The sequence below is a fragment of the Pseudomonas sp. GCM10022186 genome (assembly GCF_042656385.1).
Classification (GTDB): domain Bacteria; phylum Pseudomonadota; class Gammaproteobacteria; order Pseudomonadales; family Pseudomonadaceae; genus Metapseudomonas.
Genome location: NZ_JBHSOU010000052.1, coordinates 132,928 through 148,663, shown reverse-complemented (window position 1 = coordinate 148,663; position 15,736 = coordinate 132,928). Strand labels below are relative to the sequence as shown.

The window sequence follows — 15,736 nt, the reverse complement described above, 5'->3', positions numbered from 1 at the left end:
GGGGGTCACTCCTTTTCTTGTTAAAGACTCCGGACGAACCAGTGGTTCCATCCGGAGAAAAGCCGGGCCCCTATGGCCCGGGCTCACGCATGAATCCGTTTCATCCCTGGGGTATACGCGCAGCGCATCCCTGCGCTGCGTATCGCTGTGGCTTACGCCTGGGTCAGCTTGGCGACGGCCCGCTCGAAACGGTCCAGGCCTTCGTCGATGTCGGCATCCGGGATCACCAGGCTGGGCGCGAAGCGCACCACGTCCGGGCTGGCCTGCAGGACCATCACGGCTTCCTTCTCCGCAGCGTTCAGCACGTCTTTTGCCTTGCCTTTCCAGGCATCGGAGAGGACGGCGCCGATCAGCAGGCCGAGACCACGAACTTCGGTGAAGATGCCGTATTTGGCGCCGATCGCTTCGAGGCGGGTCTTGAAACGGTCATGCTTGGCATTGATGCCGCTGAGCACTTCCGGCGTGTTGATCACGTCCAGCACCGCTTCAGCCACGGCGCTGGCCAGGGGGTTGCCGCCGTAGGTGGTGCCGTGGGTGCCCACCGAAAGATGCTTGGCGATCTCGCTGGTGGTCAGCATGGCGCCGATGGGGAAACCGCCACCCAGGCTCTTGGCGCTGGAGAGGATGTCCGGGGTCACGCCGTAGTGCTCGTAGGCGAACAGATGGCCGCTACGGCCCATGCCGCTCTGCACTTCGTCGAACACCAGCAGCGCGTTGTGCTCGTCGCACAGCTTGCGGGCGCCTTCCAGGTAGGCCTTGTCGGCCGGCAGCACGCCGCCCTCGCCCTGCACGGGTTCAAGGACCACGGCGCAGGTCTTGTCGGAGATGGCCGCCTTCAGGGCGTCGAGGTCGTTGAAGGGCACATGGGTGATGCCTTCCATCTTCGGACCGAAGCCGTCGGAGTACTTGGGCTGGCCGCCAACGGTCACGGTGAACAGGGTGCGGCCATGGAAGCTGTTGGTTGCCGAGATGATCTCGTACTTCTGCGGGCCGTAGACGTCATGGGCATAACGGCGGGCGAGCTTGAAAGCCGCCTCGTTGGCCTCGGCGCCGGAGTTGGCGAGGAACACGCGCTCGGCGAAGGTGGCGTCCACCAGCTTCTTCGCCAGGCGCAGGGCCGGCTCGTTGGTGAAGACGTTGGACACGTGCCAGATCTTGTTGGCCTGCTCGGTGAGCGCCTTGACCAGTGCCGGGTGCGCATGGCCCAGGGAGTTCACAGCGATGCCACCGGCGAAATCGATCAGCTCGCGACCGGACTGGTCCCAGACTCGGGAACCCTGGCCACGCACCGGGATGAAAGCGGCGGGGGCATAGTTGGGAACCATCACCTTGTCGAAATCGGCGCGCTCGACCTGCGCATGCTCAACGGACATCAGTTTCTCCTGCCATGTACGGCTAGTGATGAAAGGATTGTAGGGACTGATTCTGGGTTGGCATTGCCGCCATGCGACAACTTCTTACAGCGCCAACCCCACGAAAACCGGCGCTTATGGAAATGCGACAGAAAGCGTCGGGAAGGCGCAGTTTAAACGCTGATCGCCGCTGCTACGCACCAGACGGGAAATTTTCTCCACGGGGTGACCGGTGGGTATTCGAGTAGAGGAAAGGCGAACCGACTGTAGGGGCGAATTCATTCGCCAAGCAGGCCGCAGGCCTGCCCTACCGGACTGCAAGGGGGCAGCGTTGCTGCCCTTGGCGAATGAATTCGCCCCTACAAGAGAATGAAGCAGGGGCACAGGCGGTGGGATTTTTCCCGGATTTCATCCGGGGTACTGACTCCACGGGGTGACTGGTGGGTATCGAGGAAAGGAATAGAGGAACCGACCGTAGGGGCGAATTCATTCGCCAAGCAGGCCGCAGGCCTGCCCTACCGGACCGCAAGGGGGCAGCGTTGCTGCCCTTGGCGAATGAATTCGCCCCTACAAGAGAATGAAGCAGGGGCACAGAGAGAGGGATCAGCCCCGCTCGGCCACCGCCACCGGCTGCGGCTGGGCCTCGAAGGGGCTGGCGCCGCGGCGCTGGTTGCGGTCTTCGCGGGGGGTGACGCCGAAGAAGTTGCGGTAGGCGCTGGAGAAGTGCGGGCCGGAGGAGAAGCCGCAGGACAGGCCGATCTGGATGATCGACTTGCTGGTCTGCATCAGCATCTGCCGGGCCTTGTTCAGGCGCAGCTCCAGGTAGTACTGGCTGGGCACGCGGTTGAGGTATTGCTTGAAGATCCGCTCCAGCTGGCGACGGGACACGCAGACATGCTGGGCGATCTCGTCGGTAGTCAGCGGCTCCTCGATATTGGCCTCCATCAGCAGCACGGCCTGGGTCAGCTTCGGGTGGCTGGAGCCGAGGCGGTTCTGCAGCGGGATGCGCTGGCGCTCGCCGCCTTCGCGGATACGCTCCACCACCAGTTCCTCGGACACCGCGCCGGCCAACTCGGCGCCGTGGTCACGGGCCAGCAGCGCCAGCAGGAGGTCGAGTACCGCCAGGCCACCGCAGGCGGTGAGGCGATCGCGATCCCAGTCAAACAGGTGGCTGGTGGCGATCACCTTGGGGAAGCGCTCGGCGAAATCGTCCTGCCAACGCCAGTGCACGGCGGCGCGATAACCATCCAGCAGCCCTAGTTGAGCCAGCGGATAGACGCCGGCGGAAAGGCCGCCGACCACGCAACCGGCGCGCACCAGCTGCTTGATGGCCGCCGACAGTGCCGGGGACATCTGCGCCGGCGGCTCGTCGGCCACCAGGAACAGGCGTTGCTGGCCCTCCAGCTTGCCGGTCCAGGCCTCGCCGGGCAGGCGCCAGGCGCCCTCGGCGGCCGGTTCGGCCTGCAGGAAAGACATCTCGTAAACCACTTCCGGATGCAGTCGCTGAGCGACACGCAGGGCTTCCTCGGCCAGCGCCAGGGTCAGTGCCTTGGTTCCGGGCCAGAGGAGAAAGGCGATTCGATGGGCAGTCATGGCAGGCAGCTTAGCAGACCCCGGCAAATGGGAAGGAACAAGGCGTATACGGGCTTCGGATGCGGTGCGGCGGCCCTGGGGCCGCCGCGTCGGAGATCACTTCAGGCTGCCGGAAAGGAACTGCTTGAGGCGATCGGATTGCGGATTGGCCAGCACTTCCTTCGGGCAACCGCGCTCCTCCACCAGGCCCTTGTGGAGGAACACCAGCTGGTTGGACACCTCGCGGGCGAAGCCCATCTCATGGGTGACCACCACCATGGTGCGGCCTTCCACGGCCAGGTCCTGCATGACCTTGAGCACCTCGCCCACCAGCTCGGGGTCCAGCGCCGAGGTGGGCTCGTCGAACAGCATCACCTCCGGCTCCATGGCCAGCGCGCGGGCGATCGCCACACGCTGCTGCTCGCCACCGGACATGTGCGCCGGGTAGGCGTCCTTGCGATGGGCCACACCCACCTTGGCCAGGTAGTGCTCGGCCTTTTCGATGGCTTCCTTCTTCGGTACGCCGAGGACATGCACCGGCGCTTCGATCACGTTCTCCAGGGCGCTCATGTGCGACCAGAGGTTGAAGTGCTGGAACACCATGGCCAGGCGCGAGCGCATGCGCTGCAGCTGCCTGGGGTCGGCCGCCTTGAGGCCGCCGTCCTTGTTGGCCACCAGCCTGAGCTCCTCGCCATTGAGCAGGATCTTGCCGCCGTGGGGCTGCTCCAGCATGTTGATGCAGCGCAGGAAGGTACTCTTGCCCGAGCCGCTCGAGCCGATGATGCTGATGACGTCGCCGGCCTTGGCCGCCAGGGACACGCCCTTGAGCACTTCGTGGCTGCCGTAGCGCTTGTGCAGATCTTGGACTTCCAGTTTGTACATGGTCTCGGTCTCGTTTGGCTCAGTCGCTCAGCAGGCGTCCCTGACGAATGGGTTCACGGCCGGCCACCTTGGCCAGCCACAGTCCAGGTTGTGCGAAGCGCACTCGCTCGCGGGCGAACAGCACGCCGTCCACCGAAGCGCACACCACGGCATGGCGGTCCTCCAGCGGATCGATCACCTCGAACAGCGGATCGCCCGCCTTCACCATGGCCCCCGCGGGCTGCAGGAAGCTCACCACGCCGGCATGGGGCGCATAGAGGTATTCGGCGCCCTCGAAGGGCGTGGCGTCACAGCAGGCCTGCGGTGCAGCCGGCCACTCACCGCTGATCAGGCCCTGGTCGGCCAGGAAGGCCAGGATGGCTTCGGCACGCGCCTCGGCCAGCGGCTTGTCGGTATCGGCCATGCTCCCCAGTTCGACGGTGGTCGCCATGCAGGCCAGGGGAATCGATGCCGCGGGGAATCGCCGGGCCAGGCGCGGCCAGGGCAGCGAGCAGGATTCGTCGAAGGAGCTGCCGCCGGAATCTTCGGCGGTCAGCACCGCACCCGCCTCCAGGCGCGCAGCCAGCGGACGCAGCGCTCCCCAGTGCTGCGGCAGGCAATAGAGGTGCACCGCCGCCTCGAAGTCGCAATGCAGGTCGAGCACCAGGTCGGCGTCGCAGGCATGCTGCAGCAGCAGGCGCTGCAGGCCGGCCAGCTCGGAACCGGCCGGCGGCAACTGGGCCAGGGCCTCGCCCATGGCCCGGCGGATCAGCGTCACGTTGGCCTCGGCATCGGTACCCAGGCGCCCTTCCAGGCGATCCGCCACCAGGCCGGCCAGGTCGGCGAAATCACGGTTGAAATTCTTCCCGCTGCCCAACTCGAAGCGGCCCAGCTGGACGGCCTGGACCAGTTGGCCGAGACCGATGGGGTTGGCCACCGGCACCAGTTCGATCACCGCATTCAGGCGACCTTGCTCCTCCAGCTCGCGCAGGCGGTGCTTGAGCTCCACCGCCACGCGCATGCCGGGCAGCTCGTCGGCGTGCAGGGAGGCCTGGATATAGGCCTTGCGCGCGCCGCCGCCGAAACGGAAGACCGTCAGCTGGCGGCGGGTCCCCGGGCAACCCCAGGGCAGTTCATGGTCGATACGTTGCATGGTGTCAGGCCTTGCGCGGGGCCAGGTAGGCCAGGTAGCGACGCTCGGCGGCCTTGAACAGGCGCACCAGGATGAAGGTCAGGCACAGATAGAACGCGCCGGCCGTGATGAAGGCCTCGAACGGCAGGTAGTACTGCGAGTTCACCGTACGCGCGGCGCCGGTGATGTCGATCAGGGTGACGATGGACGCCAGGCTGGTGGTGTGCAGCATCATGATGACTTCGTTGCTGTACTGCGGCAGCGCCCGGCGCAGGGCCGACGGCAGCAGGATGCGGCGGTAGAGCTTGGCGCGGGACATGCCCATGGCCTTGGCTGCCTCGATCTCGCCATGGGGCGTGGCCTTGATGCTGCCGGCGAGGATTTCGGCGGTGTAGGCGCTGGTATTGATGGCGAAGGCCAGGCAGGCGCAGAAGGTCGCGTTGGACAGGTAGGGCCAGAGCGCGCTCGCGCGTACCGCCTCGAACTGGGCCAGGCCGTAATAGATGAGGAACAGCTGCACCAGCATCGGCGTGCCGCGGATCACGTAGGTGTAGAGCCAGGCAGGGAGGTTCACCCAGGGCTGCTTGGATACCCGCATCAGCGCCAGCGGTACGGCTGCGGTCAGACCCAGGGCCAGGGAAATGGCCAGGAGCTTGAGGGTCACCAGCACGCCGCCGAAATAGAGCGGCAGGCTCTCCCAGATCACGTTGTAGTCGAAGATCATAGTTCAGCCGCCTTGATGCCTACCGAGTAGCGTCGCTCCATGTAGCGCAGCGCCAGCAGGGAGACGCTGGTCAGCACCAGGTAGAGCGCGGCAACCGCGAGGTAGAAGGTGAAGGGTTCACGGGTCGCGTCCGCTGCGCTCTTGGCCTTGAACATCATGTCCTGCAGGCCGACCACCGAGATCAGCGCGGTGGCCTTGGTCATCACCAGCCAGTTGTTGGTGAAGCCGGGAATCGCCAGGCGGATCATCTGCGGCACCAGGATGCGGAAGAACACCTTGGTTCCGCTCATGCCGTAGGCCAGGCCGGCCTCGCCCTGCCCTTTCGGGATCGCCATGAAGGCGCCACGGAAGGTTTCCGAGAGGTAGGCGCCGAAGATGAAGCCGAGGGTGAAGACGCCGGACCAGAAGGGATCCAGATCGATGTAGTCCTCGTAGCCGACCATGGGCGCGACGACGTTCACCACCTGCTGGCCGCCATAGAAGATCAGCAGGATCAGCACCAGGTCGGGAATGCCGCGGATCACGGTGGCGTAGGCTTCGCCCAGCAGGGCCAGCCACTTGATCGGCGAAAGCCGGAAGGCCGCGCCGACCAGGCCGAGGATCACCGCCAGGGATATGGAAGAAAGGGCCAGCAACAGGGTGAGCCAGGCACCATCGAGAATGGTCGAGCCGTAGCCGTTGAGCATGATCAGTTCCTCATGCAGCGCGCCGGAGAACTCCGGGCGGCACCGCCACAACGAAAAAGTGGCACAAACCGCTATCTGAAGTTTGTGCCACTTTCAGGGAAATGCGATTACTCGCCGTAGACGTCGAACTTGAAGTACTTGTCCTGCACTTCCTTGTACTTGCCATTGGCGCGGATGGCCGCGATGGCAGTGTTGATCTTCTCGGCCAGGGCCTTGTCGCCCTTGCGCACGGCAATGCCGGCACCTTCACCGAAGTACTTCTTCTCGTTGAAGTCCGGGCCAACCAGGGCGAAGCCCTTGCCGGCGTCGGTCTTGAGGAAGCCGTCGTCGATGTTCACCACGTCCGCCAGGGTGGCGTCGAGGCGGCCGGCGGACATGTCCAGGAAGATCTCGTTCTGCGAGCTGTAGCGCACCACTTCGACACCGGCCGGCGCGAAGACATCGGTGGCGTAGCGATCATAGATGGAAGCGCGCTGCACGCCGACCTTCTTGCCCTTGAGATCGGTCAGCGGGTCATTGATCACAGTGCCTTGCTTCATCGCGAGACGGGCGGGGGTGTGGTAGTACTTCTTGGTGAAGTCCACCGACTTCAGGCGCTCTTCGGTGATGGTCATCGACGACAGCACGGCGTCGAACTTGCGCACCTTGAGGGCCGGGATCAGGCCATCGAACTCTTGCTCGATCCACTGGCACTTCACCTTCATCTCATCACACAGGGCGTTGCCGATGTCGTAGTCGAAGCCGGTGATCTTGCCTTCCGGAGTCTTGTAGGCGAAGGGCGGGTAAGCCGCTTCGATACCGATGCGCAGGGGCTTGGCGTCGTCAGCGATGGCGGCAAGCGGCGACAACAGGGACAGCGCCATGGCGCCGAGAAGTGCGATCTTCTTCATCTTATGACTCCTTCAAAGGGGTATGGCTTCTGTTGGCAGCGTGAGATTCGCCCAGACGGTCCACGAAATTGTAGAAAGAGTCGTCGTCTTTGCCGGCTGAACGCCGCAAGCAAAAGGCTCCGACTGGGTGTGCGGCATTCTAGCCACAGCCCTTAAGTCGATATTTCTTCAATGCGACAACAAATTACAGAAGCGCCGGAGAGAGGGCGCAAGCGGATTGACAGGCACGGAGAAAAGTGCCGAGAAGACACAATGCAGAACCAATTTTAAAGGCAATTATCGAGCCACAAAATTCATACCCCTGACATACCGGGCCTTTCAGCATTTGACCTTGCTTGAAAACAAGCGAACTTCGCCCCGGAAAAGGTCAATGCGTTTCCAATGGAACCGATTGGGTGCGACCTGTAACCCCGGTTGTTACTCGACCGCCCTTGCCCCGGGGAAAACCCGATATGAAATCGGTATTTAGCTCGCGCGGTGTTTGCTCGAACCCTTCAATTGCAACCCAGCGCAATACCCATCTGCATCCTGGCGGGCATTGCAGAGCGCAACCTGCGACTCCGCGAATCCCTGCTCCAAAAATGCAAAACCCCGCCCCGGCTTGTGGCCGGGGCGGGGTTTTGCGGCAGGGCCGGGATCAGGCAGCCTGCATGGTGCGATGGATATCGATGAGGTGTTGCACTACGCCGGGATCAGCCAGGGTGGAGATGTCGCCGAGGGCATCGTATTCGGCGACGGCGATCTTGCGCAGGATGCGGCGCATGATCTTGCCCGAGCGGGTCTTCGGCAGACCCGGAGCCCACTGGATCACATCCGGGGTGGCGATCGGACCGATTTCCTTGCGCACCCAGGCCTTCAGCTCCTGGCGCAGTTGCTCGGAGGCTTCCTCGCCGGCGTTCAGGGTGACGTAGACATAGATGCCCTGCCCCTTGATGTCGTGCGGCACGCCGACCACGGCGGCCTCGGCCACCTTCGAGTGGGCGACCATGGCGCTCTCGATCTCGGCGGTGCCCATGCGGTGGCCGGACACATTGAGCACGTCATCGACGCGACCGGTGATCCAGAAGTAGCCGTCTTCGTCGCGACGGGCGCCGTCGCCGGTGAAGTACATGCCCTTGAAGGTCTTGAAGTAGGTATCGACGAAGCGGTCGTGGTCGCCGTACAGGGTACGCGCCTGGCCCGGCCAGGAGTCGATGATCACCAGGTTGCCTTCGGCCGGCCCCTCGATGAGGTTGCCGAGGTTGTCCACCAGCGCCGGCTGCACGCCGAAGAACGGCCGTGCGGCGGAACCCGGCTTCAGCGCGTGGGCGCCCGGCAGCGGGGTCATCAGGCAGGCGCCGGTCTCGGTCTGCCACCAGGTGTCGACGATCGGGCAGCGGCCCTGGCCGACGTTCTCGTAGTACCAGTGCCAGGCCTCGGGGTTGATCGGCTCGCCCACCGACCCCAGCAGGCGCAGGCTGGAGCCATCGGCCCCTTCGACCGCCGCCTTGCCCTCGGCCATCATGGCGCGGATGGCGGTCGGCGCGGTGTAGAGGATGTTGACCTTGTGCTTGTCGACGATCTTCGCCACGCGGGTGATGTCCGGGTAGTTCGGCACGCCCTCGAACATCAGGGTGGTGGCGCCGTTGGCCAGCGGACCGTAGACCAGGTAGGTGTGGCCGGTCACCCAGCCGATGTCGGCGGTGCACCAGAAGACTTCGCCCGGACGGTAGTCGAACACGCGTTCATGGGTCAGCGCGGCGTAGGTCAGGTAGCCGCCGGTGGTGTGCAGCACACCCTTGGGTTTGCCGGTGGAGCCGGAGGTGTAGAGGATGAACAGCGGGTCCTCGGCGCCCATTTCCTTCGGTGCGCAGGTGCTTCCGGCGACCTTCATCAGGTCCTCGTACCAGACGTCGCGATGCTGGTTCCACTTGATCTCGCTGCCGGTGCGCTTGACCACGATGATCTTCTGCACGCTGCAGGTTTCAGGGTTGGTCAGGGCGTCGTCGACATTGGCTTTGAGCGGGACTTTCCGGCCGCCCCGCAGGCCTTCGTCGGCGGTGATCACCACCTTGGAACGACAGTCGATGATGCGACCGGCCAGGGCCTCGGGAGAGAAACCGCCGAACACCACCGAGTGGATGGCACCGATGCGGGTACAGGCCAGCATGGCGACCACGGCTTCCGGGATCATCGGCATGTAGATGGTCACCACGTCGCCGCGGTGCACGTCCTGGCCACGCAGGGCGTTGGCGAACTTGCAGACGCGCTCGTGGAGTTCGCGGTAGGTGATGACCTGGTGTTCGGAGGGGTCGTCGCCTTCCCAGATGATCGCCGGCTGGTCGCCGCGCTCGGCGAGGTGGCGGTCCAGGCAGTTGGCGGACACGTTGAGGGTGCCGTCGGCGAACCACTTGATGTCGACGTGATGGTCGTCGAAGGAGGTCTGCTTCACCTTGGTGAACGGCTTGATCCAGTCCAGGCGCTTGGCCTGTTCCCGCCAGAAACCGTCGGGGTTGATTACCGATTGCTGGTACATGGCTTTGTAGGTCGCCTCGTCGGTGAAGGACTTGGCGGCCACTTCAGGGCGGACCGGATACAGAGAAGCAGCACTCATGGGTCTTACCTCGGTGGGTAGTTGTTTTTGTATGCCGCCTTTTGTATCCCCCGCCCTTCCGTGGGGCCATTCGACCATGGTCTTACCAAACACGGACTATGGTCGAAGCCGCCGGAATCGCGTTCTCGCCGACGAACCTGGCGATGACTCGTAGGAGCGAGCTCTGCTCGCGAACGGGCCGTGCGCAAGAGCTTCGCGAGCAAAGCTCGCTCCTACAGGGGATCAGCCGCGCGGCCCTGAACGAGCCGACCGACCATCCAGGCAAAAAAAACCGGCCCATGTCCGAGGACATGGGCCGGCGAAGCACTATCGGGTCGTAGGTGAGAGCCCGGGCAACCCCGGATGACGGCACGCGGACGACCGGCCGCGTGCCGCACAGAATCAGACGTGGGCGTCCTGGTATTCCTTCTCGGCTTCGTCGAAGCGCTTGAGCATGGCGGCAGACGGAGCATTGCCGATGCGGCTGAAGATCAGGATGCCGAGGGTGCAGAGGATGAAGCCCGGAACGATCTCGTACAGGCCGGTCCAGCCGAAGAAGTTCTTCCACAGGACCACGGTCACCGCACCGAGGATCATGCCGGCCAGGGCACCGTTGCGGGTCATGCCTTTCCACACCAGGGAGAGGATCACCACCGGACCGAAGGCAGCGCCGAAGCCGGCCCAGGCGTAGGACACCAGGCCCAGTACCTTGCTCTCCGGATCAGAGGCGATGGCGATGGCGATCACCGCCACCAGCAGCACCATGGCGCGACCGACCCAGACCAGCTCGGCCTGGCTGGCGTTCTTGCGGAAGAAGGCCTTGTAGAAGTCTTCGGTCAGGGCGCTGGAGCAGACCAGCAGCTGGCAGCTCAGGGTGGACATCACCGCCGCCAGGATGGCGGACAGCAGCACGCCGGCGATCCAGGGGTTGAAGAGGATCTTGGACAGCTCGATGAACACGCGCTCGTGGTTCTCGGTCACGGCGCCGGCCTGCTCCGGATGGGCGGAGAAGTAGGCGATGCCGAAGAAGCCGACGGCTACCGCACCGCCGAGGCAGAGGATCATCCAGGTCATGGAGATGCGGCGGGCGTTCGGGATGGACTTGACCGAGTCGGCAGCCATGAAGCGCGCCAGGATGTGCGGCTGGCCGAAGTAGCCCAGGCCCCAGGCGAGCAGGGAAATCACGCCGACGAAGCTGGCGCCCTTGAGCATGTCGAAGTTGGCGGCATCCTTCATCTCGATGGCGACGAAGGTGGTATCCATGCCACCGGTGGCGACCATCACGATGATCGGGGTGAGGATCAGGGCGAAGATCATCAGGCTGGCCTGGACGGTGTCGGTCCAGCTGACCGCCAGGAAACCACCGACGAAGGTGTAGCAGATGGTCGCGGCAGCGCCGGCCCACAGGGCGGTTTCGTAGGAGATGCCGAAGGTGCTCTCGAACAGGCGGGCACCGGCTACGACACCGGAAGCGCAGTAGATGGTGAAGAACACCAGGATCACCACGGCGGAGAAGATGCGCAGGATGCGGCTGTTGTCTTCGAAGCGATTGGTGAAGTAGTCGGGCAGAGTCAGGGCGTTGCCATTGTGCTCGGTCTGCACGCGCAGACGGCCGGCGACCAGCAGCCAGTTGAGGTAGGCACCGACGATCAGGCCAATGGCGATCCAGCTTTCGGAGAGACCGGAGAGATAGACGGCACCCGGCAGGCCCATGAGCAGCCAGCCACTCATGTCGGAGGCGCCAGCGGACAGTGCGGTAACGAAGCTGCCGAGGCTGCGACCACCGAGGATGTAGTCGGAAAGGTTGTTGGTGGAGCGATAGGCGGCGAAGCCGATCAGCACCATGGCCGCGATATAGATCACGAAGGTGATCAGCATCGGGTTGCTCATACTCATGGGGGTCTCCCCTGCTCGTTTGTTTTTATTCGGGGGCGGCGGGTTGTCCGCTCCCGTGGTTGCTGTTTGGCAGGCGCTTGTGGCGCCTGCCGGTTCAATTCTCGACCGCGTCAGCCATGGGGCCGATGCAATCCCGGTCGAGCAATGGTCGCAGGGCATCCGGCCCTGCCAATGCGACGGCGGCGGCCGCGAAGGCCCCCCGCCATGCGAATCAGTGGAATTCCTGGTCGGCCTCGGCGGTGCCGAAAACCGGAGTTGCAACCGCCTCGTGGACAACGATTCTGCTTGGTCTAGTACAACCTGCGACGCAATCAAGACACCGGTGTGCGTCTACCGGCCGCAGGGCGCGTGCGGAATGTAGAGATATGGCACTACGCCTTTCTTGTCAGATCCTCCGATTCCTTTATCGAATCCTCTGATCCAGGGAACTTTCCGCCAAAAGGTGCAACCTTCCATCACCCAGACGATATGGGGATCCCACCCAAAGTCCTGGAGAATCCGCAAAACCGGGTTGCTCCCGCAAGGTACAACCCATCAGCCACGGAGAGACAGCGGTTGCACCAATGATCGAACGGCTCGGGGAAAAACCGATGACCGGCCTCCGGCAAGGCCGGACGCGTCAGGGATGGGGAGGCGTCATTCCGCGCCGCGGAGGCGCTTGGGCGTCAGGCCCAGGTAGCGGCGCATGGCCGTGGTCAGGGCGCTCTGGCTGGAGAAGCCGCACTCCTCGGCGATGCGCACCAGGGGCTGGTCGCTCTCGCGCAACAGGCGGGCGGCGCGATCGAGGCGGGTCTTGAGCAGGTACTGGTGAGGGGTCAGGCCCAGGCTGTCCTTGAACTGCGCATGGAAATGACTGGGGCTCAGGCAGGCGATCCGGGCCAGCTCGGCAACGCTGATGCGCCGGGCCAGGTTGTCCTGGATGTAGCCGTCCAGGCGGTCCATGTCGAAGCTGCCGGCCGGCCGCCGCCGCGCCTCGCCGAACAACCGCAGGTAGAGGGCACGCAGCAGGATGCCGCCCAGGGAACGCGCCAGCAGCGGATCGCTGCCGTAGCGAGCCAGTTCGGCGCCCGCGTAGCTGAGGAGATTCTGGAAATCCGCATCCAGCTCGGGGTAGCGTGGCGTCTCGAACAGGCGACCGAGCATGTCGAGATCCTCGGCCGAGGTGCCCTGCTCATCCAGATCGAGGATCAGCATGCGGTTATCCCCCATGCCGGCGAACTGGTGGCCGGCATCGCCCGGCACCAGGCACGCGCGCATGCGGCAGACCTCGCCGCCACGGCCATCCACCTCGAATTCGGCGCGGCCGGCGAGGGACAACACCAACTGGTGGTGGTCATGGGCATGGTGGTGGGCCTGATCGTCCAGGCGCAGGAGGCGGGCTTCGAGCATGGGGCGACTTGATCAAATTTTGCGCATTCTAGCGATGGCGCCCCGGATTGCCCAGCGCCACCTGGCAGGGTGACGCGGGGCGATGCGGTTGAAATGCCTTCCGCCCTGCCCCATCTACGCTTAGTGAACCACTAGCCAGGTGCCCCCATGAGCGATCAGGACATCAACGCCGACATCGTCGAAGAAGCCACTTCCAGCCAACGGACCGGCCTGGTGCTGCCCGGCCAGACCTTGCCGGACAAGGTCTACATCATTCCCATCCACAATCGCCCGTTCTTCCCGGCCCAGGTGCTGCCGGTAATAGTCAATGACGAGCCCTGGGCGGAAACCCTGGAGCTGGTGGCCAAGACCGACCATCACTGCCTGGCGCTGTTCTACATGGAGAGCCCGCCGGAAGACCCGCGTCATTTCGACACCAACACCCTGCCCGAACACGGCACCCTGGTGCGCGTCCACCACGCCAGCCGCGATGGCGGCAGGCTGCAATTCGTGGCCCAGGGCCTCTCGCGGGTGCGCATCCGCGGCTGGCTCAAGCGCCATCGCCCGCCCTACCTGGTGGAGGTGGATTATCCACAGAGCCCGCTGGACCCGCGCGACGAGGTCAAGGCCTACGGCATGGCCCTGATCAACGCGATCAAGGAACTGTTGCCGCTCAACCCGCTGTACAGCGAGGAGCTGAAGAATTACCTCAACCGATTCAGCCCGAACGATCCCTCCCCCCTGACCGACTTCGCCGCCGCCCTGACCACCGCCCCGGCCCGCGAGCTGCAGGAAGTGCTGGACACGGTACCGGTGCTCAAGCGCATGGAGAAGGTGCTGCCCCTGCTGCGCAAGGAAGTGGAAATGGCGCGGCTGCAGAGCGAACTGTCCGCCGAGGTGAACCGCAAGATCGGCCAGCACCAGCGGGAGTTCTTCCTCAAGGAACAGTTGAAGCTGATCCAGCAGGAACTGGGTATCACCAAGGACGACCGCAGCGCCGACAGCGAGCAGTTCACCCAGCGCCTGGAAGGCAAGGTTCTGCCCGAACAGGCCAGAAAACGCATCGACGACGAACTGAACAAGCTGTCGATCCTGGAGACCGGCTCGCCGGAGTACGCCGTCACCCGCAACTACCTGGACTGGGCCACCTCGGTGCCCTGGGGCGTCTACGGCGTGGACAAGCTCGACCTCAAGCACGCGCGCAAGGTGCTGGACCAGCACCACGCCGGGCTGGACGACGTGAAGAACCGCATCCTCGAGTTCCTTGCGGTGGGCGCCTTCAAGGGCGAGATTTCCGGCTCCATCGTGCTGCTGGTGGGGCCGCCCGGCGTCGGCAAGACCAGCATCGGCAAGTCCATCGCCGAATCCCTGGGACGGCCCTTCTACCGTTTCAGCGTCGGCGGCATGCGTGACGAGGCGGAGATCAAGGGCCACCGCCGCACCTACATCGGCGCCCTGCCCGGCAAGCTGGTGCAGGCGCTGAAGGAGGTGGAGGTGATGAATCCCGTCATCATGCTCGACGAAATCGACAAGCTCGGTGCCAGCTACCAGGGCGACCCGGCCTCGGCCCTGCTGGAAACCCTCGACCCGGAGCAGAACGTCGAATTCCTCGACCATTACCTGGACCTGCGCCTCGATCTGTCCAAGGTGCTCTTCATCTGCACCGCCAATACCCTGGACTCCATTCCGGGCCCGCTGCTGGACCGCATGGAAACCATCCGCCTCTCCGGCTACATCACCGAAGAGAAGCACGCCATCGCCAAGCGCCATCTCTGGCCCCGCCTGCTGGAGCGCACCGGCGTGCCGAAGCAGCGCCTGTCCATCACCGACGGCGCCCTGACCGCCGTGATCGAGGGTTACGCCCGCGAGGCCGGGGTGCGCCAGCTGGAGAAACAGCTGGGCAAGATCATCCGCAAATCCGTGGTACGCCTGCTGGAAGAGCCCGAAACGAAGATCAAGGTCGGGCAGAAGGACCTGGAGCATTACCTGGGCCTGGCCCCCTTCCGCAAGGAGCAGCTCCTGGCTGGCGTCGGTGTCATCACCGGCCTGGCCTGGACCAGCCTGGGCGGCGCTACCCTGCCCATCGAGGCAACGCGCATCCACACCCTCAACCGCGGTTTCAAGCTCACCGGCCAATTGGGCGACGTGATGAAGGAATCGGCAGAAATCGCCTACAGCTACATAAGTTCGCACCTGAAGCAGTACGGCGGTGACCCGACCTTCTTCGACCAGGCCTTCGTCCACCTGCACGTGCCGGAGGGTGCCACGCCCAAGGACGGCCCCAGCGCCGGCATCACCATGGCCAGCGCGCTGCTTTCCCTGGCCCGCGACCAGGCCCCTTCGAGGCGCGTGGCCATGACCGGCGAGCTGACCCTGACCGGCCAGGTGCTGGCCATCGGCGGGGTACGCGAGAAGGTCATCGCCGCCCGCCGGCAGAAGATCTTCGAGCTGATCCTGCCCGAGGCCAATCGCGGTGCCTTCGAAGAGTTGCCGGACTACCTCAAGGAGGGCGTGACGGTGCACTTCGCCCGGCGCTTCTCCGAGGTGGCCAAGGTCCTGTTCGACTGAGCCGGCCCTTGTGGGAGCGAATTCATTTGAGCTTGGGAAACCACGTCCTTGGGGCGTGGTCATGAGTCATCGGCTCTGCCTGTGACGATTCGAATGTCCGGGCTGGCAGGATGAA

General features: G+C 64.4%; 11 protein-coding genes. 1 reads left to right on the top strand and 10 read right to left on the bottom strand.

Annotated elements, in window-relative coordinates; genetic code table 11:
* Positions 1-152: 152 nt before the first annotated feature.
* The 10 genes from ACFPU0_RS17815 to ACFPU0_RS17770 all read right to left on the bottom strand — a co-directional run bounded on the left by ACFPU0_RS17815 (position 153) and on the right by ACFPU0_RS17770 (position 13,074).
* Positions 153-1,373: an aspartate aminotransferase family protein gene (locus ACFPU0_RS17815; protein ID WP_377694592.1), complete on the bottom strand. Its 1,221-nt coding sequence runs from the start codon at positions 1,371-1,373 to the stop codon at positions 153-155.
* Between the two features lie 582 nt (positions 1,374-1,955).
* Positions 1,956-2,945 carry a transcriptional regulator ArgR gene (argR, locus tag ACFPU0_RS17810; RefSeq protein WP_377694591.1) on the bottom strand — a complete coding sequence of 330 codons (990 nt, stop codon included), beginning with the start codon at positions 2,943-2,945 and terminating at the stop codon, positions 1,956-1,958.
* Between the two features lie 96 nt (positions 2,946-3,041).
* Positions 3,042-3,806 (bottom strand): arginine/ornithine transport ATP-binding protein AotP, encoded by a 765-nt coding sequence (aotP, locus tag ACFPU0_RS17805; protein WP_377694589.1) that lies wholly within the window; start codon positions 3,804-3,806, stop codon positions 3,042-3,044.
* Between the two features lie 19 nt (positions 3,807-3,825).
* On the bottom strand, positions 3,826-4,938 hold the full coding sequence (locus ACFPU0_RS17800) for a succinylglutamate desuccinylase/aspartoacylase family protein (protein ID WP_377694588.1): 1,113 nt from the start codon (positions 4,936-4,938) through the stop codon (positions 3,826-3,828).
* A 4-nt stretch (positions 4,939-4,942) separates the two neighbouring features.
* Entirely contained in the window at positions 4,943-5,641 is a 699-nt protein-coding gene (locus tag ACFPU0_RS17795; RefSeq protein WP_377694587.1) for an ABC transporter permease, read from the bottom strand.
* Positions 5,638-6,327: an ABC transporter permease gene (locus ACFPU0_RS17790; protein WP_377694586.1), complete on the bottom strand. Its 690-nt coding sequence runs from the start codon at positions 6,325-6,327 to the stop codon at positions 5,638-5,640. Before ACFPU0_RS17790 ends, ACFPU0_RS17795 begins: the two co-directional genes overlap by 4 nt.
* A gap of 107 nt (positions 6,328-6,434) precedes the next feature.
* Positions 6,435-7,217 (bottom strand): ABC transporter substrate-binding protein, encoded by a 783-nt coding sequence (locus tag ACFPU0_RS17785; protein WP_377694584.1) that lies wholly within the window; start codon positions 7,215-7,217, stop codon positions 6,435-6,437.
* A gap of 637 nt (positions 7,218-7,854) precedes the next feature.
* Positions 7,855-9,810 (bottom strand): acetate--CoA ligase, encoded by a 1,956-nt coding sequence (gene acs / locus ACFPU0_RS17780; protein ID WP_377694583.1) that lies wholly within the window; start codon positions 9,808-9,810, stop codon positions 7,855-7,857.
* Between the two features lie 381 nt (positions 9,811-10,191).
* Entirely contained in the window at positions 10,192-11,685 is a 1,494-nt protein-coding gene (gene putP, locus ACFPU0_RS17775; protein WP_377694582.1) for a sodium/proline symporter PutP, read from the bottom strand.
* 636 nt (positions 11,686-12,321) lie between these two features.
* Complete coding sequence (locus ACFPU0_RS17770; protein ID WP_377694581.1) at positions 12,322-13,074, bottom strand: AraC family transcriptional regulator; 753 nt, start codon at positions 13,072-13,074, stop codon at positions 12,322-12,324.
* Positions 13,075-13,221: 147 nt separating this feature from the next.
* Between ACFPU0_RS17770 and lon the strand changes: the two genes are divergently transcribed.
* Positions 13,222-15,621, top strand: coding sequence for an endopeptidase La (gene lon, locus ACFPU0_RS17765; protein WP_377694580.1), 2,400 nt, complete (start codon positions 13,222-13,224; stop codon positions 15,619-15,621).
* Positions 15,622-15,736: the final 115 nt, after the last annotated feature.